We start from the raw sequence: 22,134 nt of genomic DNA on the forward strand, positions 1-22,134 counted from the left end.
ATACCAACTTTATTTTAACTGTATATAAAAACAGTAGTCGATACTATGGGTTTTGCAAAAAAAATTGTGCCTGTCCTATTTTATTTTTATAACATTATTCACCAAACTCAAGATACACCTAACGCCGCATTAAGCGGACAAAAATAGTGGGTTAAAATGTGTAGCGAAGCGAAACGTAACCCACTGTTTTTGTTCCGTTTAAATGCTTTGTTATGCCTACATTTCTAACGCATAGATACACATTAATTGTTCTTTGTTAGGCACATCTAATGTGTTGCATATTTTCCGCTTCAACGTTGCACCAACACGCTCCACGATCTTGATACTAGCCGAGTTGCTTTCTAAGCAATGGAACTCAACCACTCGAACGCCATGAACGTTTAATAAATAAGGGATAACTACATCCAATACTTGCCCTATAACCCTATTGCCTCTTGCGTTGTCAGAAAGCCAATAGCCTAATTCACAAGCTTTAGAATCAAAATCAATTGACTTTATCCCGAAAACACCACCGAACTGGTTTTTAAAGTAGATTGCGAACCATTCTGAACCCTCGTCACCACTATTTACTCGACTCTCGATATAAGATTGAGCACTACTCAGATCTACAATTACTTTTCCCCAAGGCATATATTTTGATAAGTTCACCCTACTATATTCAACAGCACCGAGAAGCGCTAAAGCATCTGAAATTTCTAACTCCCTTAGGACGATATCCTTAGATATGAATATTTCCATAAATCTTCCATTTTACTGTAGGCATAACGCCCTGTTAAGGGGCTGATAATGTTTGGCAAAAATGTGTAGCGAAGCGAAACCGAGCCAAACTTTAGCAGTCCCGCCTTAAACAGCTTGTTAGTTTCTACTTTATTCCGAACAGAATTTTAAACTTTTCTTTGAATGATAATTCTTCACGAGGGATGTTGATATTTGGTATTACTCTAGGGTTAACTATTCGAGCAGATGACATTTTTAAACATTCCATTTTTAAGTATTCGTATCCTTTTGTATTGAGTGTATTTTCAACCTTATTATAGAGATATTGGGGGGCATCGTTTACTAAGCATTTACTTGTAACGAATTCCATCAAACCATTTTCATTTCTGTTTAAGCAAAGCCATTCATTACTCTCAAGGGCTCCAGAGCCACCATTACTCGAGCAAATATAATCAGATACAATAATGATGTCATCTATATGCCAGTCTTTCTCGATATGTAAGCTACCGTACCTATTCGAGGAAGAGGTAGACCAACCACTAACAATGTCGACGTCTATTTTAAAAGAAGCTATGTCAGCTTCCTGTGATGCAATAACTAACATAGGAAACAACTCTGGCCTATCACATGCTCTTAATGCAGTTTGATATTGGGAGTCATTTAGAGGGGAAAGTGCTCTTTGAAGAGTAACAAAATTATTGTGGTATTTTTTTTGTAACAAAGCTTTCGTTTGTTTTTTTATCTCAATAACTTCTTTAACTAATAATGAAATTTTTTCGACTCCATAAGAGTTAATTAATGTTGTTAATTCTTCATTAGCTATATCTATTCCATCTAAACTACGATCTGGTGTCGAAGGATACCTAACTACATTAAACGCCTTCGCACACAAGTAAGTAAAGATAATTCCTTTTGGGGACAGTCTGTCATGCCAAATCCCTCTTAATATATCATTCATATCTTTTGAAACTTCGATTTTTGGCACAACTATGCTCCGAAAATAAATAAGAAACTAACATCTTATTGAACACCATTGTGGTGGTTTATAACACACCAAAACGGCGTATATTACATAGCCTGATAATTTCACCAGTAATTACTATTGTAAACAGTTAATTAAGATAACACGAATTCAAAGCATGTTATTTTGCACCAAAACGGTGGTTAATAATGTTATCGGACAAATTAGGCTCCTACTCAAATAAGTCAGAATAAATTTAACTTTTTCAGTGCAGGTTATAGCTCAAAACTGCCTGTCAGTTGAGGTCTGAGCCTTTTCATCCAAACGGGAAGACAGATGAAATCTACTACCCTTAATTTATATTACTGAAGGTATTTTTGAGACCAGTAATTGCTCTACTCTTACGCCTTCTACGTCCACCACTTCAAATTTAAAACCAGCGTAGTTAATAAACTCTGCTCGTTTTGGAATGCGCTTCATTGAGTAAATTAGAAAACCAGCAACGGTTTCATAGTGCATTTGTTCTGGAAACTCATCAATTTCAAGTACTTTAGCCAACTCTACTACAGGGGTTAAGCCATCTACCAACCACGAACTCTCGTCGCGCGCTATAATCAACTCATCACCAGTGTGGGTTATTAAATCGCCCATAAACCCTTTCATTAAGTCTTTAACGGTCACAATACCGACCACCAGCGCATATTCATTCACAACCACTGCAAATGGTTTGGCCGCACCTTTAAATGCGTTTAATGCCTCTGACAAACTCAGTGTTTCAGGTAAATAAAAGGTTTCTTTTTCTAATAGTTCATCATTAATGTTGGCCGCTTCGCCTTTGAGCACTTGGCGCAGTATATCTTTAGACTCGACAGAACCAATTAGTTTATCCAAATTACCATTGCACACTAAAAAGTGATTATGCGGGTGATCAATAATCTTACTGGCTATATCTGCACTTGCTTCTTTAATATCAAAATAAACTATTTGATCGCGGGGTGTCATCACACTGGATAAAAAGCGCGCTTCAAGGTCAAACACGTTACCAATTAAGTTATATTCTTGTTGCTGCAAGCTGCCATATTCAGCGCCGGCATCCATCATTGCCACAATGTCTTCCGTGGTAACAATATCTTCACGCTCTGCGGGTACTTTAAACAACTTTAAAATAATATTTGTTAGACCATTAAAAAACATCACCAGTGGCGTCAGAGCAAACGTCACCCAGCGCATGAGTGTAACAAGCCTAACCGCTACAGCTTCGGGCATAATCATTGCTAAACGCTTTGGCATTAAATCGGCAAATAAAATAAACAACGATGTAATCGTAAAAAACGAAATGATAAAGCTAATTTGAGCTAGTAATGGGCCTTGATAAACCATGACTAAAACACGTTCAACATAGGGAGATAACGCTTGCTCCCCCACAATACCACCTAAAATTGCAATGGCATTGAGTGCAATTTGAATCATGGCAAAAAAAGCGCCGGGCTGCTCTTGCAGTTTTAATACTGCTGCTGCGTTGGCACTTCCTTCATCGGCCATAACTCTTAATTTTATTTTGCGCGAAGCCGCTATTGCAATTTCAGACATAGCAAACAACGCACTGATCAAGATCAATAAGCCAATCCCGATTAAATCACCCATTTATTACTCCAACAAGATGCGCTTCCATCAATAAAAGCTGCTGAATTATAGGCTCTTTTGAGCGCAGAGCAACAACTATTTATAAATATAAAAACAAACAAAAACAACAACTTAGATAATTTAGTTTATTTTTGAAAATACGCGGGTTAATTCTTCTTTAGTGGCAGCATCTAGCTGTTTATGGCAAGCAAAGTAAAGTGCAGGTTGCGATACTTGAAGTTTTAGTACCGCTTTTAAGTTTTCTTTTACGCCACTTCTACTGTGTTCATACTCTACACGCTGCTCAGGCAGAATGACTAAGTCAATGCTGTTCTTTCGACTGCTGACAATATTAAAAATATTATCAAAGCTATCTATCAACAACAGATTTTTACCCTCTTCAAAGCCTTGTGATAACAAGTAATGATGGCTGTAATTGTCTTTGAGCACAGCTATGCGATATTGTTTTGCTTGTTCTAAATTATCTAGCGTAATATTTTTAGAATTTAACTTATAGAGGTAGGTGTTTAAATCTGATAATTGAGCAATCCAAACTAGTTTATCTTCACGTAATTCTGATCGTGATATAGAAAAAATACAGGTCTGTGGATCGCGAAGTGCAGTGTTATATGCCGTACTCCAACTATGGACTGAAATACTGTAATCAAGTGAAGAATTATCTAGCGCCTTGCGAACTCTGTCGTAAACATGACCGGTTAACTTATTATTGTGATCGAGGTATTGCGCTGGCGGGAAGTTTTCAGTCACAACATGTAATTTAGCAAGGCAAGGTGAGCTAAAAAAAACACACAATAAATAGATCCATTTATTCACTACAACCCCACTTTACTTAATTGTTTCATCATTATTTGTTGATGATTGATTAAATATAGCGTCAATTAACTGATAAGTGAATAGAAAACAGGCTATAAAGCCTGTTTTAATTTTAATAATCTAAATAAATTAGCGGTTCATTGCATTAATTAAAAATGCTGAAATTTTAGCACCTTCTCTCAATGTTGTTTCTGAGCTTGATTGCCCTACTAAGGAGCTATCAGTAAATGGCGCAATTTCCATCATATCAGCACCCGTAATTGGGAACTCGTCTGCAAGAGCAGACAATATATCAAGCGCATGCTGTGGTGTTAAACCATTGCCTTCAGGTGTACCAGTAGCAGATGCAAACTCTTCATCAAGGGCATCAATATCAAAACTCACATAAAGCTCATCGACATTATCTGCTTTTAACTGTGCGATTACTTCATTGGCAATATCTTGCGCACCGCGCTCAATAATTTCGTTTGCCCAATGCTGCTTGATACCAAACGTTGACTCCCAGTGCTCTTTAGGTTTGCCACTTGAGCGAATACCAAACTGGATTAAATTTTTTGGCGCAGGTAAAAACTCTAAAATATGCGTGCACCATGAGCCAAAGCATAAATCGATACCTAAGCGTTCAACAAGTAAGTCTGTATGCGCATCAAAGTGAATGATTGCTGTGCGTTTACCCTGCTCACGCTTTGCTTTTAGGTATGATTTAGTTAATGGGTAACTAATTGAATGGTCGCCACCGATACCAAAAATACCTTTGTCTGTGTATGTAGCATAAAAGCTGTCGCACACATCTTCAGTGATTGACAAAGGACTAACATAATAATCACTGTTTGGATTGTCGTATAAGGCTTTTTGACAATTGCTGATGGTTGCTTCATTCAAATATTTATCGTGTAATAAATGTGGAATAACGCGTACATCACCTAAATCAAACGATTTAGCCTGTGGCTGTTGATCAATCAACGTTGAACGTAAAAACAGCGGCCCCCAATTTGCGCCGCGCAAAATACCACCGCCACAATCAGAGCTAATGCCAAGCATAACCGCTTTATGTGGGCTATCTGAAAGAGTATCTAAAGAGTCACGCCATAATGGCTCAACGTTATCTTCTTGACCATAAAGCTTGTTACGTAACGCAGCTTTTCGTTCTTTGGCTGTATTAACCGTAAAAACACCATCGCCAGGTGGGCATAAACAGTGCTCAACTTTACTTTTGAATGTTTGCCATTGTGTGCTCATTTCGATTCCTTAACTGTATAATTGCGTAATTATGCAAAAAAGCGTTGTTGCAAATAAGTTTAATAAAATTTTAATATTGCGGGTTTACACGGTTTAATCTACTTAGACTGGTTTCGTTTTCACACTGTGAAAAACAAAAATATCATTTAATATCAGTGGATTAAACTTCACTACCATACAACACATTAATTCAAATAAAGTACATTAGGTGAGTGATATAGTGTCTGTTTAGACAAGTCAACCTTTGTAAAATTGTTGATATAGCGCTATGTGATTGAATATTCATAGAGAATGAATAAATTCAGTAAAGCATGCTTGCTAACTTCGCGCGCAATACCGCCTTTGAACGGTAAGCTCACAATTAATTAGTACCACACGGTTTAAAGTAGTTTAGCTACAAACGGACATCCGTCCTGTACTTAGCTATCTTTAATCGTAATGATGCTAGATTGACAACAATTCTCTATAAATTTAGCGTTGTTAAACGTTAATTATAAAAAGTGATAATAAGGTAGCACCAATATGGAAAAGGTATTTCACCTAGGACTTACTCGCGATGACTTGCAAGGCGCAACATTAGCAATTGTACCAGGCGATCCTGATCGTTCTGCTCGTATATCTGAACAGTTAGAAAACCCACGTTGCTTAGTTCGCACCCGAGAGTTCCATGCCTACTTAGGCACACTCAGTGGTCAATCCGTGGTTATTTGCTCAACAGGTATTGGTGGGCCATCTACTTCAATTGCTGTAGAAGAACTCGCTCAACTTGGTATAGATACATTTTTGCGTATTGGTACTACAGGTGCCATTCAGCCGCATATTAATGAAGGCGATATTTTAATTAGCCAAGCATCTGTTCGCTTAGATGGTGCAAGCCAACACTTTGCACCGCTTAGCTACCCCGCGGTATCTGACTTTTTTGCGACACAAGCAATGGTAACTGCCTGTAATAATTTAGATATTGATTTTCACATTGGTATCACCGCATCAAGCGATACATTCTACCCAGGCCAAGAGCGTTATGACACTTACTCTGGCTACGTGCCTAAAGCATTCCAAGGTAGCTGTGAAGAGTGGCAAAAGCTCGGCGTTATGAATTACGAAATGGAATCTGCCACATTATTTACAATGTGTGCAGCACTAGGACTTAAAGCGGCGTGCGTTGCGGGTGTTTTAGTTAACCGAACTCGTCAAGAAATACCCAATGTTGACCACGGCGAGATTGAGAAAAAATCCGTTGCCGTGGTACTTGAAGCCGCTAAAGTGCTACTAAATTAATTCTAACTCCACACTATACGCTTTCATTGCTGGTAAGTTAGCATAACTTGCCAGCACAGCCTCACTTACTTGCTGCTGATTCTCGGCGCCTATTGTCTGTACTAACTCTATCTTCTGAATTGTTTCAGTATCCATACGTAAACCAGCAAGGTGTAATTGACTAATTGCACTTTGCAGTGGAGCCAAGCTCGGACTATAAGCTGCGTTTTCAGCGTATCGGCCATAAAAATTCCCTTGTGTAAATGTGGTAATTTTTACAGCACTGTAGTTTTGTGTATAAGGAACATAAGCCTGCTCAGCTTGACCAACAAGTAACGGACAAACCTCTGGACTCGCTATTAACCTAACGCTAGCGGGATTAGGATTAAACAAACTGTATTGATTACCTAAGTCTTTAGGGCCAAATGCTGCGGGGAGCAACTCAGTCAGTTTAAATTCTTCAGAGGGTAATAAAATATCAAACGTATCGGCATCTGCTAATTCGTTCATAAATTGTCGGCAATAACCACAAGGCGCATCGCTGATTGCTATTTTGGTAATAGACTTGGCACCATTTAGCCATGCATTATTTATTGCAGATTGTTCAGCATGTACCACCAGGCTAAGTGGCTGGCGTTCAAACTCTACATTTGCGCCAAAATAAAAGCTCGCTTGCTGATTACTATCTAAACCAACCACAATAGCACCCACTAAAAAGTCAGATATGGGCGCCACTGCAAACAAAGAGGCTATCGGTAAACACGCTTTTAGTAACTGCTCTTGAGTAAGTGAATATTCACTACATAGATTTTCTATGTCTTGGGTAGTTAACTTACCTTTTTGTAACTTTACTTGATTGAACAACGCATCGCGCTTTGGTTCATCAAAAAGATGTGTGTGCCCTGTTATTAAATTTATAGGCGAAGAAGATGTTGATGAAGTCATAAACACATTTTACTTATCTAATGGCTTCATAGTGTAAAATGTTCAGTCGCTAATTACCAGATTGATTTTCAAGCCATGTTTTTGCACTTCTAAAACACTCAAAATTCTCAGCTGTAATATCAAAGCGTTTCGCTTTTTGTAAAAATAAGTCATGCATATAGCCATCAAAACTAACCACTCTGGCAACAACACAATGTTTTAGCCAATTCGAAATAACAGGCATAACATTTAATAAATCACTGGCAGGAAAGTTATGTGTTACCTCAGAAACATCAACAAGCAATTTGTTGCTGCCATAAATTGCAACATGCTGTTGCGCTATTTGATAAAAGTTAATCACATCCTGTGCTGACGCGTTCCCTCGCAATGTCATCATAATTAATGATGAAGATGCATCAAATGTGATGCATGTTGATATATTTGACATTAAACGGCTCGGTCGAATTAAAACAGGTTAAGCTAAATAAGAAGGGCTCTTATTCAACAAAGGCGAGTATTGTAGTTTTTTATTAGTTTGAGTCAAGAAATACCATACCAACAGGTCATACCACAGCGTTAAAACATAAAAAAGTACTAATTTTCTGAGCTTGAAATAGGAATATTCTGAGATTTTTTCGACTTTTTGTACTTTACAATATGGCCGAATATTTTGAGATAAGCGTTAGCGGTAAAATTGTATGCGTCAAATTGTGTTTCTGTTTACCCTTTTAATTTGTTTTTCTCATGTAAATGCCGAGACGTTAAATAAGAACGAATTTGAGAAACTACGTACTGATATTCGTGACAATTATGCCCAAAGCCCTCACATTGCTCTGGAGAGTCTAAGCAAGCAATTAAGCAGCGACAGATTTACCTCTGATCAACGCCTAGTTTTACTCAATTACAAAGCCTGGTTTCAACTTGAAGCTAAACAGTTTTCAAACGCAATGAAAACGCTCGTTATCTATAAAAACTTAGCAGAGAAATCTAACAAACGTGGTTTGATGTATGGTTATTATAATATCTCGGCTGGTGTTTATATAGAGTTAGGCATGCATCAGCTTGCCCTCGAACACCTTTCTGAAGCACTTAAATATGCTGCTCTATTAAACGACGATATAACAAATCAGACACTAAACAATATAGGCACGGTGTACTTAGCATTAAACATGCTGGACGAAGCCGAATCCACATTTAGGCGATACTTAGATTATTTAAAACAATCTAATAAGCCATTAGACAACGCAATAGCAACCTTAAATTTAGTTGATACCCTTATTGCGAAAAAACAGTACAGCGAGGCAAGAAAAAGACTCAAAGAGGTTATTCAGTTAAAACAGCAAAACAAGTTTGATTACTTGTTAGGAAAAGCCTACCTCCTAATGGCGAAAATAGAACACGCTGAACTACAGTACCCTCAAGCTTTAACTTTGCTCGATAAATCAATGGCTATTTTTACTCATCAAAATTTAGTCCATGGACAAAATGAAGTACGCTTGGAATCGGCTAAAATCCACAGTAAAACTGGGGATAATAATCTTGCAGAAAATCAGCTGAAATCAATTAGTAATAGTGGTGATGACTTATCATTTATAGCAAAGGTTTACCAATTTGAGTCTTATTTTTATGAGTCACGAGGTCTTTATAAACAAGCGATTAAGTCTTATAAACAATACTCTGAGGTTCAAACAAAACTTATACAACAACAAGCTGATGTCAACCTAGCCAAAGCACTTGCTCAGGCTGATTTAAATGAAAAGGAAGTTGAAATCGCTGAGCTTACGCGCGAAAAGCAATTAAAAACTGCACACGCGGATGCCTTTAAAAATCTTGCATTAAGTATTGCTATTTCACTGTTTATTATTTGTGTAGGATCATTTTTTACCATATCTAACATATACAAACGTAAACAACGCCTAGCGCAAGCTTTAGTACAATTAGAAATTACTCAAAAGAGTCTTGTTGAGGCTGAGAAAATGGCGGCGTTAACCGCTTTAGTATCTGGAATTGCACACCAGCTTAATACACCTATTGGCACAGCAACAACGGCAATTTCTTTCATTAGTGACAATCTACAGCAACTTGATTATAAATTTAAAAATAAAAGCTTAAATACTAAAGACTTTAACCAGTTCATTATTAACACTGATCAAGCCAAAGACTTAGTGATCAGTAATATTAATCGATTAGCCAGCATGATTGAGCAATTTAAAGCATTGAACGTGGCTAATGCTATACAAAACCCAATGAAAAAATTTGAAATCAAAAACTTTACGATACAGAGAGTTGACTCATTAAAACATAATTTTTCAACTCATATCGATTTTCAAGTTACAGGGGATGAGATTACTCTCACTTCACACCCATTAATTATAAGTGATGTATTTAAAACCTTAGTTATAAACGCCTACGAACACGGTTTTAATGATAAACAAAATCCGCTCATAACTATCGATATTAAAAAAAGGCAAAACAAGGCGCTTATTACTTTTCAAGATAATGGCAGCGGAATTGATGAACAAATTCTAAAAGATATTTTTACCCCCTTTTACTCAACCAACTTAGGCGGAAACAATTTAGGGCTTGGCTTAAATGTGGTATTTAATGCGGTTAAGTACAACTTGTTAGGTAATATAAGCGCCATACCTTGTGAGTATGGCGCTTGTTTTGTACTTGATTTACCTATAGATGGGTCTACTGCTGAAAAAGCACATATTAAGGCCAATCAACACTCTCTATAACTAACCCGTATTGCGCATACCTGCTGCAATACCTGTCATAGTGATCATTAAGGCATTATCAATATCACCTGAAGCACCTTCTTTCGCCTCTCGTGAACGTTTTAGCAACTCAACTTGAAGTACGTTGAGTGGATCTGTATACGGATTACGAAGGCCAATTGATTCTTTGATCCAAGGCTGATCAGCCAATAAGCTTTGCTGTGGGCTTAATGATTGCACCAAGGCAATTGCTTGTTTAAGCTCTTTGCGTAACTCTTCTCCTAGAGGCTTATATTGTGGTTCAACAAGCGCATCATCATAGTGGGCACTTAACCAGCAATCAGCTTTACTAAACACCATTTCTAGCATTTCTAAACGCGCTCTAAAGAATGGCCATTGCTGGCTCATTTCATTTAATGTCTCAACCCCGTATTTTTCCAATGCAGCTTGTAAACCCGTTAATGCTCCTAACCATGCTGGCAGCATTAAACGATTTTGGCTCCACGCAAATATCCATGGGATTGCGCGTAAACTTTCCACACCGCCATTTGGGTTACGCTTTGCAGGGCGTGAGCCTAATGGCAATTTACCAAGCTCCTGCTCAGGGGTCGCCATTCTAAAGTAAGGGACAAAGTTTTCATCAAAGCGCACCACATTACGATAATGCTCACATGACTTTTCACTGATCAATGCCATAACATCACGCCACTTATCTTCAGGCTCTGGCGGTGGTAATAAATTGCTTTCAAGCACAGCTCCTGCGTAAATATTTAAACTTTGAAGCGCAACATTGGGTAAACCAAACTTAAAGCGGATCATTTCGCCTTGCTCGGTTACACGTAAACCTCCTTTTAATGATCCAGGAGGTTGCGAGCGCAAGGCTTGTGCAGCTGGAGCACCACCACGGCCAACCGTGCCACCACGACCATGAAATAATACTAATTCAATATCACGTTGCTTCGCTAGTTGTACTAGCTTATCCATTGCCTCGTACTGCGCCCAGCCAGCGGCCATCATTCCAGCGTCTTTGGCTGAATCTGAATAGCCAATCATGACATTTTGCACACCATCTGCCTGCCCTCGGTACCACGTGTTATCAAGCAGCTGGGTAATTACATTATGGCCTGCATTCAAATCATCAAGCGTTTCAAATAAGGGAGCTACAGGAAGTTTAAAGCGACAACCACTTTCTTTTAGTAACAGCTGAACCGCCAATACATCAGACGCCGTGCGTGCCATCGAAATAACATACAAACCAAAGGTTGATGCATCTTGTTTTGCAATTACATCAAACGTATCGAGCACTTCTTGCACATCTGCACCCGGCTGCCAATGCTTTGGAATAAGAGGACGTCGCGAGTTAAGTTCTGCCAGTAAAAACGCTTGTTTGTCTTCTTCTTGCCATTGGTTGTAATCACCTAGTCCTAGATAACGTGTTAACTCTGAAAACACATCAGCATGGCGAGATGAATCTTGGCGAACATCAAGTTTAGCTAATCGAATACCAAAGCTATTGATTCGGTGAAGTACATCAAGCAAAAGTCCATCGGCTACAACACTCATATTTGTTTTTAATAATGAGCGATAGCACACTTCAAGTGGCTGCTTTATTTGATTAATATGCGTGACGATGTCTTGTGCTTCGGTGCGCGTGTTCATAATTTTAGCGCCGAGGTGCGCTACAGTTTCACTTATCTGTGCTTTTAAGGCTTTTAACACAGCGCGGTATGGTTCGAAATCTTGCCCCGCTAATTTGACAAGCTCATCACTGGCTTGCGACATCGAAAGCTCAGTACTGAGTGTATCTATATCTCGGCTGTACAAATCAAGCGCCATCCAACGACCGTGATCAAGCACTTGTTGTGTCACCTGTGAGGTTACAAACGGGTTGCCATCTCGGTCCCCTCCCATCCATGAAGTAAACTCAAGCGGGCTATAATCATTCGGTAGTTCTAAATCAAGATGCTCCTTAACCTCTTTGCTAAAATCTCTTAAAAAACGCGGCACCGCATGCCAAAGGCTGTTTTCAATCACCGCGAAGCCCCATTTTGCTTCATCAATTGGCGTCGGCCTTGAGCGGCGAATATCATCGGTATGCCATGCTTGACTAATTAGCTGCGCAATTCGATTTAGAATATTTTCGCGCTCGTAAGGAAGGTTATCTGTACGCTCAAGCGAAGCCAAGCAATCGCTCAGCTCCACATGTTTATTGATAATTGTACGGCGAGTCACCTCAGTAGGGTGCGCCGTTAAAACTAAATTAATATGCAGCTTAGATAAACTTTCGGCAATTTCATTGGGGTTTAACTTACCTTGTGCAGCCTGGCTTGATAGCGCTTTTAGCGTTTGAGTGAGCGGGCTAAGCTGGCAAAAACCAACATCATTAAAACGTGAAATAGTGTGAAATTGTTCAGCAACGTTAGCCAAATTTAAAAAATGATTAAATGCACGTGCAACTGGTAAAAGTTCTTCGTCTGTTAACGCATGCAATACATCAATTAAGGCTTGGCGATCTTGCTCGTTGCCTGTGCGTGATGATTTAGCCAAAGCACGAATTTCTTCTACTTTGTCTAATATCGCTTGTCCTTGGGTGTCTTTAATTGTTTGGCCCAGTAATTGACCTAGTAAGTTGACGTTCCCACGCAAGGCGGCATATTGTTCACTCATTCCAAATACTCCATTGTTGATGATTCGACCCAAAGGGTACTAATAATACCAATCGACTTAAATATTTAGCCATTCTAGCGTGCTAAATAAAGCGCTAACTGCGTTATAAATTTTTCATGTAGACCAACTATATGTCAAAATTTATGCCTTGTTATCACTCTATTTATCAGTCGCTATAAATGACTAATAACTTAACACGATTGGTATAATAAACTTAACCGGACTTTAAACCGTGGAGTGAGAGTAGAAACAAAAGTCGGTGTAAGCTTATTTTTTTATTCTGTGCCCCTATTAATATCATTCAAAAGAGCAATTGAATAGATCCAAAGCATATTCTATTTCGTAACATTAAATAACGTATCGCCAACTTTTTTGCTGATAATGATCATATTTTACGATGGCAATTGCCCCTTGTGCGCCAAAGAGATGCAATCTCTCAAACGCGCAGACAAAGAGAATAAAATTACCCTCGAGGACATAAATAAAGATGATTTTGAACAACGCTTTACTAACATAAAACGCTCAGATGCAATGGGCTACCTTCATGGTCAGCGTGATAACGGTGAAATGATTTATGGCCTCGACGTGACATTCGCTGCTTGGCAAGCTGTTGGAAAGCACTCTTGGTTAAAAATATTACAACTGCCGATCATTCGCTCCTTCGCTGATGCCGGTTATTGGTTATTTGCCAAGTACAGGCTCCAAATAACGTCAGTGTTATGTAAGTCAAATTGCAGGATTAAATAATGAACCCAGTATATATATTGTTTGGCTCAAGTAGTGGTATTGCTAATGCATATATCAGCGAGGTTTTACGCAACAACCCAGATGCAAAAATCATTTCTGTCAGCCGAAGTCCAATAACAAGTAATCACAACCATGATATTGAACACTATATAACGGACTACTCAAAACAAAGCTTGTCAGAATTAACGAATAGCCTAAAAGCTAGAGCAATAGCGCCTCATCAAGTGGTTATTTTTAATGGCCAACTGCATTTTGAAGATGCTATGCCTGAAAAAAAGTTAGAAGAAATTGACGAGTCGTATTTCAGCTCATTGCTAAACTCCAACACATTAATACCCATACTGTGCCTTCAAGCTGTGGCACCATTATTAAACCACAAAACGCCATGTACTATCACAGCATTGAGTGCCAGAGTAGGCAGTATTTCTGACAACGCCCTGGGTGGTTGGTACAGTTATCGTGCTTCTAAAGCCGCTCTAAATATGCTGTTTAAAACTGCTGCTATAGAGCTACAGCGCCGTGCTAAACAAACACGATTAGTTTTATTTCACCCAGGCACTACAGATACACATTTATCAAAGCCATTTCAAAAAAACGTTCCTGAAGGAAAGCTTTTTACGCCAGAGTTTGTTGCATCTCAACTCTTTACGCTGTTAAAGAACCCTGAAACACTAACCGAGATTGGCAAACCTGCTTACATTGACTGGCAAGGTCAACCTATTAACTGGTAAGGATCCACTATGCATATAACTAAAACCGAGATTGATAATTTCGAAAAACATTACCGCACTCATTTGATTAATTCTTTATCAGGTTACAAAAGCGCTAACCTAATTGGTACGCAAGATAGCAGTGGCAATACCAACCTTGCCATTGTAAGTTCGGTGATCCACTTAGGCGCACACCCTCCTTTAGTTGGCATGATAATGAGACCACACAGCGTTCCTCGCCATACGTTTGAAAATATACTAGAAACGGGTGTATTTACTATCAATCAAGTGAACAGCGATATAGTAGAGCAAGCACATCAAACATCTGCACGGTATGACAAAGACGAATCTGAGTTTACAGCCACCGGGCTTACTCCTCAGTACTTGGCCGATTTTAAAGCGCCATTTGTAGAGCAAAGTCGACTAAAATACGCTGTTAAATTTGTAGAAAACCAACACCTAAAAGTTAACGGCACTGAGTTAGTGATAGGCGAAATTATGGATATACACGTTGATGACACCGCCGTGATGGAGGATGGCTTTCTTGATCTTGAAACCATCAATACGGTTGCAATAAGTGGTTTAGACAGTTACCACAAAACCCGTCATTTAATGCGTTTGCCGTACGCAAAGAAGCCAAAAGATTAATCTTCCCTAGGGGGGTGTCTGAAAATCAGGCCCCCTTTTTATTTAATAAAATAAATAACTAGCTAATATTAGAACACAACCAGCCAACAGCCATGATAATGCAAAGCCATGCCACATATAAATATTGCTATACACATTGAGAGGGTTATTTTTATCAACGAGTAATGTGCACGATTTACCTTGCTTAAATCGTAAGAAAAGCGAGTCACTGTAATCTACCATCACGCTATAAATATTGCCCTCAAACCAAAAACTCACCATCATGGTTTGTTGCTGCGCAAGCTCTAGCGATGAAATACGGTTATTAATCGCTACAGTGATATTATCAACCTCGCAGACGCGCCAATGATGCTTACTCACTTTGCTTTTAAACCAACGTAACAAGGGTAAAAGGCCTGCACAAATAAAGCACACACCTAAGATTAATAACACACTACTCATTCTTTTTTAGCCTTGTAAAGATTGATACACATGATTTGCGGCCACTAGGTCACTCAGCGCTGTACCTACTGATTTGAATAATGTTATATCCGTTTCGTTAAAGCGTGCATAACTATTTTGTTGCGCTAGTTGAGCAAGCTGGGCACACACGTTATCCTCGCTAAAAGTGCCTTCTTTAATAGGAATTAATAGCTCTCCAGCTTCAGCTAACACATTAGCACGGCTATCAACATACACTTTGCTGCGGCTAATCGTTTGGCTGTCGCATTCACGCGCGTCACTATTGTGATTACCAATTAAGTCAACGTGAGTGCCACCTTTTAGCCAATTACCATCAAATAAAGGCACCGTGGACCCCGTTGCGCAACTTATAATATCGGCACTGTATATTGTTGCTTCATTACTTTGCCCAATGACAAACTCAATATCTTTGTATGCAGCTTGTAATTGTGCCTGCAAAGCCGTCACTTTTTGCACATTGCGCGCAATTAATGTTACACGCTTAATATTTCTAACCGTAAGGTGAGCGCGTATCATATACTCAGCTAAATTGCCGCTGCCATAGAACACTAAATGGCGACTGTCTTCTCGCGAAAGATAGCGACTCGCCAAAGCTGATACAGCCGCGGTTCGCCATAACGTTATACGCGTGCCATCAACTAATGCTAACGGCTCACCATGCTGACGTGAAAACAACATAATTTTAGAGTACAAAGATTCATACCCTGACTGTGCATTATTAGGAAAATACGTAAACGCTTTTACTCCAATGACTTGCTCATTCCAGGCCGGTAAAACTGCAAACGCATCGTGATTACTATCATTTGTATCTAACTGATATACATTGCGCTTTGGCATACCAAAATCGTGTGCAAACCCAGTTTGCATCGCCGTTATTAGCGTCTCGAAATTGAGTGCATTATCTATTTGTATTTTATCAATAATTTGCATGTTAAGGTTCCAACTCAAACGGTTTTGGCGCATGGGTTAACACTTCAAAGCCTTCAGCTGTTATTAAAATATCTTCTTCTAAACGTACACCGCCAAAATCTGGAATATAAATACCAGGTTCAATTGTAATTACATTACCCGTCTCAAGTACATGTGCGCAGTGACTATTAATAAATGGCTGCTCATGCAAAAACAAGCCTAATCCATGACCCAAACCTTGGCCCGAAAACTCCCCATAGCCTGAATCGTCAAGCACCTTTTGCGCAGCGTGTTGTAACTCAATACATTTGACACCCGGTTTGAGTAAATTAATGGCGGTTTGCTGTGCATTGGCCACCGTGTCGTATATTGTGCGTTGTTTTGTTGATGCCTCACCTAATACATAACTTCTGGTCATATCTGAACGATAACCATTGATCACAGCGCCAAAGTCTAATGTAATTGCATCACCTAGGTTAAGTGTTCGGCTGCTTGGGCTGCCATGCGGAAGCGATGTACGCTCTGCAAACATTAAAATAGTGTCAAACGATATGCCCTCTGAACCAAGTCGCTGCATTCTAAATTCAAGCTCGAGGGCTAAGTCACGCTCAGTAACGCCTTCTTTAAAATAAGGTAACGTCTGTGCCAATGCCTGATCCGCAATTGCCGCTGCTGCTTTGATTTGAGCAACTTCCCATTCGTTTTTTACCATTCTCAACGACTCAACCAGTCCTTGGATTGGCATTAATGTATGCGCATGTAAATCTGCCGCTACTTGCTGCCAAAGCGCCACATTAATAAAAGCGGCATCAAAGCCAAGCTGGCTATTAACAGTTAAAAACCGCGCAATGCACTGACCTAAACTTTCGTTATCGCGATCTCTGCTGATCACCTCAAAGCCTTCGCATTCATTTTGAGCACGCTCAAAGTAGCGATAGTCTGTGATCAAAACTTGCGTACTCTCCGTTATCAGAGCGTATGCCGCATTGCCACTAAACCCCGTTAAATAACGAATATTTTCATGCCCTAATACTAAAAGAGCACTCAGGTTCTGTTGCGTCATTTTTTGTTTAATTAATTGCTGGCGTTGTAAAAAGTGATCGTTCATCGAAATATAAATCCTTGCTTTAAGGGATCACGGGGATCAATTAAAAATGTGTGTTTACCGGTTACATGCGCATTTCCGCTAACTCTCGGAATAATTGCCTGCATACCTTCAAACTCGCATGACTGCTTAAGTTCAACAGTAAACACAGAGCCTAAAATGCTTTCAATGCCAATGCGCTGATGTAACGATAAGCGACCTTTTGTATGCTCAAGCGCAGCGCGAGCACTCACGCCGGTGCCCGTTGGGCTGCGGTCAAGTTCACCTTGGGCAAAAATACATACGTGACGACTAAATACGTCCTCTGTGGTTTGCGAATTGGAGTAAAAAATAACCCCGTATAAAAAGCTCAGCTCACTATCAACTGGATGATTGGGTTGGTATTGGCTATTCACTTGCTGCTTTATCGCTTTGCCAAGACTAATAATTTGCTCATGATTACTGGGTGTTAAATTTAAGTCGATAGTGTCTGCATCTACAAATGCATAATAAGCGCCACCAAATGCAATATCACACTCTAAAGTGCCAAACATTGGCAGTTCAATTGATAAGCCTACTTTTTCAACATAGCTGGCTACGTTGTCAAAATACACTTGTTCTAATTTATCCCCATTAAGCGTTACATAGGCTTTAATAAGCCCTGCGGGGGTGTCTATTCTAAGTTCGTTTACCCCTGGTTTAAATTCAAAAACGGCGCAATCTTTAGCAGCTGTTGCTAATGCAATAATGGCGTGCCCACACATGGTACTGTAGCCTTCATTATGTAAAAACAGTACACCAAAATGGCTGTCAGCACGCTCAGAGGCTGTAATAACAGCACCATACATATCTGCATGGCCTCTGGGTTCAAACATCAAGGCTTTTCGTAAGTCATCAAAACGCGCTAAACAGTCGGCTCGCTTTTCTAATATTGTGTGACCTTTTAACTGTTCAAAGCCGTCAATAATAATACGTAGAGGCTCACCGCCCGTATGCATATCAAGAGTATGGATATGTAACCAATCTGGGTGCGGCTGCTGCCAATGAGAAAACAAAGTTGGGGTCATAATTGTCCTTTGTTATTTTTTATATGCGATATCTTTATTTTTGTAGAGCAAATACCAATAACTCACTACAAAAAATGCCGAACAGTTGCCTGCCCGGCATCAAGACTGTGTTGCTCTTAACGAGAATGTGCTTAAACATTAACTCAACTTTAGCACTCACCTACACGGCGATGAGATACTAAAGCTGAGTTCTTACAGCGTCTTACCAGGGGAAATTAAAACTCTATACGTGCGGTCAACGACACATAACGTGCGCCTTGACGGCCCGTCACTAATCCATAATCAGGGTTAAGCTCTAAACCATTGTCACCATACTGAGCACGCTCTTCATTAATTGAAAGTGCGCTATCACTATCAAGCAAATTATAAACAGTGCCTTTTAACGTCATATCAGAGCCAAAAAAGTCAGTGTAATACGTTAGTGACATATCAATATTGGTCAGCCATGGTAAGTTACCTTTGCTACCGCGCGGTGCAGGGTTACCATTTTCATCATAGTGTGAGGCTTGACCATAATATTTACTGATACATGCATCCCATGGGCTGCCAGCTTGGCAACTATCAACACCTTCTGGGTGAACAGAAAAATAACTCTTAGGACGGCCTGATGTTGTGCGTGCAACTAAACCTAAAGTAAGCGAATCTGTAATGTTGTAAGCGCCACTAAATTTAATCGCATGACGGTGATCATTCGGCAGATTACCATAACCATGATCCATCAAATCGCCATAGTCATAAGAAGTTGTCCAACCTGGATCTGCTTGGTCATTGTCTGTTTTAACCAATCCTTCTGTATTCCCGTAACTGTGTGACCATGTGTATGAGCTGTTAATACGTAAATCGTCAGTCACATTACCATCAAGGGTAAACTCAAGCGCAAGGTACTTACGTTTTGCCTCTGGTAAAGCAAGCTCAGCAGCACTTAAATTCACATTATCAACTTGACCATCACCATCAAAGTCATATGACATTTGAATCGCTTCGCCTGGGTTGTTCAATACATAGTAAGAACCTTGCCCTACGTTGTCAGTAATGCCCATCTCAGCTAATTTTTTAGCTAAAACGGGGCCTACATCGGTGTCTTCAACACTGCGGCCTAAATCGCGATAAATAGCACGAACACCCGCTGACATAGAGTCAAATACTTCTTGCTGATAACCAATTGTAAATTCATCACTGTACATAGGCTTAAGTGAAGATGATGCAATCAAACCCGGCTCTGTAATACCACGTTGACGCCAGCGTCTATCACGTAACATATCGCCACGGCTTGGTGACCCATCAGCTAATAAACTAGGTGCACCGTTACCATCAAGCTCATCCAATTCAAAATACTCAAACCACTCAACAGATGCAGAGCCCTGTGTAATATTCATATTGGCAGATACTGGCTGAAAATAGCGGCCGTAAGTGGCAAATACTTTTGCACTGCCATCACCGCTGATGTCGTAAATTGCTTGTAAGCGTGGCGCAATTTGATTATCTATATCAACAAAAGCGCGGCCATCAGTTACGGTATTTTCAAATTGGCTGTAACGCAGGCCCATGTTAAGTACTAGGTTATCAGTCGCTTGCCATGAATCATTAATGTAAAAAGCCAATGACGAAACGTCAGAGTTAACATCACGAGTACGAATGCGTCGCTCAATAAAATCAGTGCCTGCTTCTGCGCCAGAAATATCATTTTCACCAGCTGTTTTAGCAGTCCACCAACCTTCTGCATCACCTAAACCGTTTTGACCTGAATGAAATGCCACTTCTACATTAGTGTAATCGACACCAAATTGAATAGAGTGCATATCTAAATCCCAGCTAAAATCGATACGCGCCTGATCACGCGTATATTCTTCTTCACTAACTGACGAGTTAGTATGCTGGCTCAATGTAGTAAAACCGTCACGCTCATCCCACACACCCGGGTTAGGAGACGCCACAACATTTTCTACGTTTTCAGTTACACGCCCTACAACTGCTGATACTGAAAATGTATCAGTAAGATAACCATTATAATTAATGCTAAATACATTACCGCCGTCTTCGCCTGGCGCATCAACACCTTGCTGTGCACCAATAACATTATCTTGCCAGCTATATGCATACGTTTTATCAGTCCAAGTACGCTTGTTATTCATTGCTGAAAAGCCAACCGAATGGTCTTCATTTATAAACCAATCGACTTTGGTAAACCAACGGTCTTCATCACGCTCAAAATCAGAATAGGTGGTTTGGCCCGCGCCTGTTGATTCTTCACGACGTGGCGCAAATAAACCATAAAAGAACAACGTATCTTCAATTAATGCACCACTGGCCCATAATTGCAGCTCTTTAAAATCGTAACCACTTTGCTGTGTATTAGTGCTAATAGTGCCATTTTCTTGAAAGATAGAGTCATGTTGACTACGCACGCTATCTGGATCCCAGCGTACTTCTGCGCCAAATTTAAAATCATTATCACCTGATTTAGATACAGCATTAACAATACCACCCAATGCACCACCAAACTCAGGGCTAACACCACCGGTTTTAACTTGTGTTTGCGAAATCGCTTCCCAAGGAAGACGGATAGAACCAAGCCCAGTACGAATACTAGTTACATTTAATCCGTTAAAATAATAACCGTTTTCAGCCGCTGAAGAGCCACCAAAACTCGATGCACCATTAAAACTTGATCCACCCGGCACCGCAGTACCTGGGGCAAGTAATGCAATACTCTCAAACCCTGTATTTACAGGCATCGCTTTGAGCTCTGCATCACTAAAGGTTAACCCTGATGTTGATGACGCCATATCAACACGACGAATTGCAGCACCAGTAACAGCAATACGCTCCATGTCTGCGCCTGATTTATAAAGCTGAACATCAAGAATAATTGACTGACCAATTGTTACCGCTACATTTTCTTCAACCAGTGTTTGGTAACCATCTTTTACGATGGTTACATCGTAGGTACCAACAGGTACATTACGCAATAAATAGTCGCCATCAGCATTACTGGTAATGGTATAAACCAGACCTTTGCTTTTATGTTTTAATGTTATGGTTGCACCGATTAAGTCAGTGCCAGATTGAGCAACCACGTGCCCTTTCACTACACTGCTACCGTCAACCGCTTGCGCGGCGGGTGCCATCATTAATGCTGCAGTAACGGCTGATGCCAATAGCGTTTTAACGCCAAGTCCCCGAGTTTGTTTTTTATTATATGTAAACATTGAGTGTTCCTTAGATCCTGTTGATTTTTTATCGTCTAGCTAACCTCGACGTAAAAAATATACACTTATTACATATTGTATACAATATTAAATATACATTTATTTCACATATACTTAAAATTCCACAACCTTTAACAATGAAATTACAAGCTAATTAAACAAGATTTAAATTGGGTAAAAGTGAAGTTATCTATAATTATCAGTGGTTAATGCATATGTAGAAGTTAAAGGTAGGAGCAGAATGTCAGGTGAAAGTCGTTATTATTTAAGCAATAAAATAAAAAATTAAAAAGGGTGCCAATTAAGCCTATGCTTAAAACCGATGCACAAAATGGGTGCTATGCAGCAAGTTTAAA

At 39.7% G+C, this 22,134-nt stretch carries 18 protein-coding genes; 5 read left to right on the top strand and 13 right to left on the bottom strand.

From position 1 onward, the window contains the following. Positions 1 to 216: 216 nt before the first annotated feature. The 5 genes from ACHUE3_RS00005 to ACHUE3_RS00025 all read right to left on the bottom strand — a co-directional run bounded on the left by ACHUE3_RS00005 (position 217) and on the right by ACHUE3_RS00025 (position 5,374). Complete coding sequence (locus tag ACHUE3_RS00005) at positions 217 to 738, bottom strand: GNAT family N-acetyltransferase (protein WP_394188931.1); 522 nt, start codon at positions 736 to 738, stop codon at positions 217 to 219. Positions 739 to 862: 124 nt separating this feature from the next. Next, on the bottom strand, positions 863 to 1,702 hold the full coding sequence (locus ACHUE3_RS00010) for a hypothetical protein (protein WP_394188933.1): 840 nt from the start codon (positions 1,700 to 1,702) through the stop codon (positions 863 to 865). 333 nt (positions 1,703 to 2,035) lie between these two features. Next, complete coding sequence (gene paeA / locus ACHUE3_RS00015; RefSeq protein WP_394188935.1) at positions 2,036 to 3,322, bottom strand: polyamine export protein PaeA; 1,287 nt, start codon at positions 3,320 to 3,322, stop codon at positions 2,036 to 2,038. A gap of 120 nt (positions 3,323 to 3,442) precedes the next feature. Further along, a complete protein-coding gene (locus tag ACHUE3_RS00020) occupies positions 3,443 to 4,135 on the bottom strand; it encodes an amino acid ABC transporter substrate-binding protein (RefSeq protein WP_394188937.1) in 693 nt (230 codons plus the stop codon). A gap of 129 nt (positions 4,136 to 4,264) precedes the next feature. Next, positions 4,265 to 5,374 carry an arginase family protein gene (locus tag ACHUE3_RS00025; protein ID WP_394188939.1) on the bottom strand — a complete coding sequence of 370 codons (1,110 nt, stop codon included), beginning with the start codon at positions 5,372 to 5,374 and terminating at the stop codon, positions 4,265 to 4,267. A gap of 522 nt (positions 5,375 to 5,896) precedes the next feature. On the opposite strand from ACHUE3_RS00025, the gene udp reads away from it, so the two are divergent. Next, a complete protein-coding gene (gene udp / locus ACHUE3_RS00030; protein WP_394188941.1) occupies positions 5,897 to 6,652 on the top strand; it encodes a uridine phosphorylase in 756 nt (251 codons plus the stop codon). On the opposite strand, the gene cdd is transcribed toward udp, so the two are convergent. After that, the gene (cdd, locus tag ACHUE3_RS00035) at positions 6,644 to 7,576 is read right to left on the bottom strand and encodes a cytidine deaminase (protein ID WP_394188943.1); all 933 of its coding nucleotides are present in this window, start codon (positions 7,574 to 7,576) and stop codon (positions 6,644 to 6,646) included. The two genes, udp and cdd, sit on opposite strands and share 9 nt — an antisense overlap. A gap of 49 nt (positions 7,577 to 7,625) precedes the next feature. After that, positions 7,626 to 8,003, bottom strand: a complete 378-nt coding sequence (locus tag ACHUE3_RS00040; RefSeq protein ID WP_394188945.1) for a hypothetical protein — start codon at positions 8,001 to 8,003, stop codon at positions 7,626 to 7,628. A 250-nt stretch (positions 8,004 to 8,253) separates the two neighbouring features. Here ACHUE3_RS00040 and ACHUE3_RS00045 point away from each other — a divergent pair, with 250 nt between their 5' ends. Next, a complete protein-coding gene (locus tag ACHUE3_RS00045; RefSeq protein WP_394188947.1) occupies positions 8,254 to 10,296 on the top strand; it encodes a tetratricopeptide repeat protein in 2,043 nt (680 codons plus the stop codon). Here ACHUE3_RS00045 and ppc read toward each other — a convergent pair whose 3' ends face one another. Next, positions 10,297 to 12,942 (bottom strand): phosphoenolpyruvate carboxylase, encoded by a 2,646-nt coding sequence (gene ppc, locus ACHUE3_RS00050; protein ID WP_394188949.1) that lies wholly within the window; start codon positions 12,940 to 12,942, stop codon positions 10,297 to 10,299. A 381-nt stretch (positions 12,943 to 13,323) separates the two neighbouring features. Between ppc and ACHUE3_RS00055 the strand changes: the two genes are divergently transcribed. Genes ACHUE3_RS00055 through ACHUE3_RS00065 form a run of 3 tightly spaced genes read left to right on the top strand, consistent with a single transcriptional unit; the run spans position 13,324 to position 15,047 of the window. Beyond that, positions 13,324 to 13,689: a thiol-disulfide oxidoreductase DCC family protein gene (locus tag ACHUE3_RS00055; protein WP_394188951.1), complete on the top strand. Its 366-nt coding sequence runs from the start codon at positions 13,324 to 13,326 to the stop codon at positions 13,687 to 13,689. Further along, positions 13,689 to 14,420 carry an SDR family NAD(P)-dependent oxidoreductase gene (locus ACHUE3_RS00060; RefSeq protein ID WP_394188953.1) on the top strand — a complete coding sequence of 244 codons (732 nt, stop codon included), beginning with the start codon at positions 13,689 to 13,691 and terminating at the stop codon, positions 14,418 to 14,420. The genes ACHUE3_RS00055 and ACHUE3_RS00060 overlap by 1 nt, the downstream gene beginning before the upstream one ends. 9 nt (positions 14,421 to 14,429) lie before the next feature. Further along, positions 14,430 to 15,047: a flavin reductase family protein gene (locus tag ACHUE3_RS00065; protein WP_394188955.1), complete on the top strand. Its 618-nt coding sequence runs from the start codon at positions 14,430 to 14,432 to the stop codon at positions 15,045 to 15,047. Between the two features lie 42 nt (positions 15,048 to 15,089). Here ACHUE3_RS00065 and ACHUE3_RS00070 read toward each other — a convergent pair whose 3' ends face one another. The 5 genes from ACHUE3_RS00070 to ACHUE3_RS00090 all read right to left on the bottom strand — a co-directional run bounded on the left by ACHUE3_RS00070 (position 15,090) and on the right by ACHUE3_RS00090 (position 21,778). Next, a complete protein-coding gene (locus tag ACHUE3_RS00070; RefSeq protein WP_394188957.1) occupies positions 15,090 to 15,488 on the bottom strand; it encodes a hypothetical protein in 399 nt (132 codons plus the stop codon). A 6-nt stretch (positions 15,489 to 15,494) separates the two neighbouring features. Further along, positions 15,495 to 16,439 (bottom strand): bifunctional Delta(1)-pyrroline-2-carboxylate/Delta(1)-piperideine-2-carboxylate reductase, encoded by a 945-nt coding sequence (lhpI, locus tag ACHUE3_RS00075; RefSeq protein WP_394188959.1) that lies wholly within the window; start codon positions 16,437 to 16,439, stop codon positions 15,495 to 15,497. A 1-nt stretch (position 16,440) separates the two neighbouring features. Further along, positions 16,441 to 17,526 carry a M24 family metallopeptidase gene (locus ACHUE3_RS00080; protein ID WP_394188961.1) on the bottom strand — a complete coding sequence of 362 codons (1,086 nt, stop codon included), beginning with the start codon at positions 17,524 to 17,526 and terminating at the stop codon, positions 16,441 to 16,443. Then, the gene (locus ACHUE3_RS00085; RefSeq protein WP_394188963.1) at positions 17,523 to 18,569 is read right to left on the bottom strand and encodes a proline racemase family protein; all 1,047 of its coding nucleotides are present in this window, start codon (positions 18,567 to 18,569) and stop codon (positions 17,523 to 17,525) included. Before ACHUE3_RS00085 ends, ACHUE3_RS00080 begins: the two co-directional genes overlap by 4 nt. Positions 18,570 to 18,784: 215 nt before the next feature. Continuing rightward, entirely contained in the window at positions 18,785 to 21,778 is a 2,994-nt protein-coding gene (locus ACHUE3_RS00090) for a TonB-dependent receptor (RefSeq protein WP_394188965.1), read from the bottom strand. Positions 21,779 to 22,134: the final 356 nt, after the last annotated feature.

This window comes from Pseudoalteromonas atlantica, from assembly GCF_043641955.1.
GTDB lineage: Bacteria > Pseudomonadota > Gammaproteobacteria > Enterobacterales > Alteromonadaceae > Pseudoalteromonas > Pseudoalteromonas atlantica_A.

Excerpts from the sequence above, each read along its gene's own strand:
- ACHUE3_RS00005 (WP_394188931.1), bottom strand. The coding sequence starts at position 738 with ATGGAAATATTCATATCTAAGGATATCGTCCTAAGGGAGTTAGAAATT.
- ACHUE3_RS00025 (WP_394188939.1), bottom strand. The coding sequence starts at position 5,374 with ATGAGCACACAATGGCAAACATTCAAAAGTAAAGTTGAGCACTGTTTA.
- ACHUE3_RS00085 (WP_394188963.1), bottom strand. The coding sequence starts at position 18,569 with ATGACCCCAACTTTGTTTTCTCATTGGCAGCAGCCGCACCCAGATTGG.
- ppc (WP_394188949.1), bottom strand. The coding sequence starts at position 12,942 with ATGAGTGAACAATATGCCGCCTTGCGTGGGAACGTCAACTTACTAGGT.
- ACHUE3_RS00070 (WP_394188957.1), bottom strand. The coding sequence starts at position 15,488 with ATGAGTAGTGTGTTATTAATCTTAGGTGTGTGCTTTATTTGTGCAGGC.
- cdd (WP_394188943.1), bottom strand. The coding sequence starts at position 7,576 with ATGACTTCATCAACATCTTCTTCGCCTATAAATTTAATAACAGGGCAC.
- lhpI (WP_394188959.1), bottom strand. The coding sequence starts at position 16,439 with ATGCAAATTATTGATAAAATACAAATAGATAATGCACTCAATTTCGAG.
- ACHUE3_RS00045 (WP_394188947.1), top strand. The coding sequence starts at position 8,254 with ATGCGTCAAATTGTGTTTCTGTTTACCCTTTTAATTTGTTTTTCTCAT.
- ACHUE3_RS00090 (WP_394188965.1), bottom strand. The coding sequence starts at position 21,778 with ATGTTTACATATAATAAAAAACAAACTCGGGGACTTGGCGTTAAAACG.
- ACHUE3_RS00055 (WP_394188951.1), top strand. The coding sequence starts at position 13,324 with ATGATCATATTTTACGATGGCAATTGCCCCTTGTGCGCCAAAGAGATG.
- ACHUE3_RS00040 (WP_394188945.1), bottom strand. The coding sequence starts at position 8,003 with ATGTCAAATATATCAACATGCATCACATTTGATGCATCTTCATCATTA.
- ACHUE3_RS00065 (WP_394188955.1), top strand. The coding sequence starts at position 14,430 with ATGCATATAACTAAAACCGAGATTGATAATTTCGAAAAACATTACCGC.
- ACHUE3_RS00080 (WP_394188961.1), bottom strand. The coding sequence starts at position 17,526 with ATGAACGATCACTTTTTACAACGCCAGCAATTAATTAAACAAAAAATG.
- udp (WP_394188941.1), top strand. The coding sequence starts at position 5,897 with ATGGAAAAGGTATTTCACCTAGGACTTACTCGCGATGACTTGCAAGGC.
- ACHUE3_RS00060 (WP_394188953.1), top strand. The coding sequence starts at position 13,689 with ATGAACCCAGTATATATATTGTTTGGCTCAAGTAGTGGTATTGCTAAT.
- paeA (WP_394188935.1), bottom strand. The coding sequence starts at position 3,322 with ATGGGTGATTTAATCGGGATTGGCTTATTGATCTTGATCAGTGCGTTG.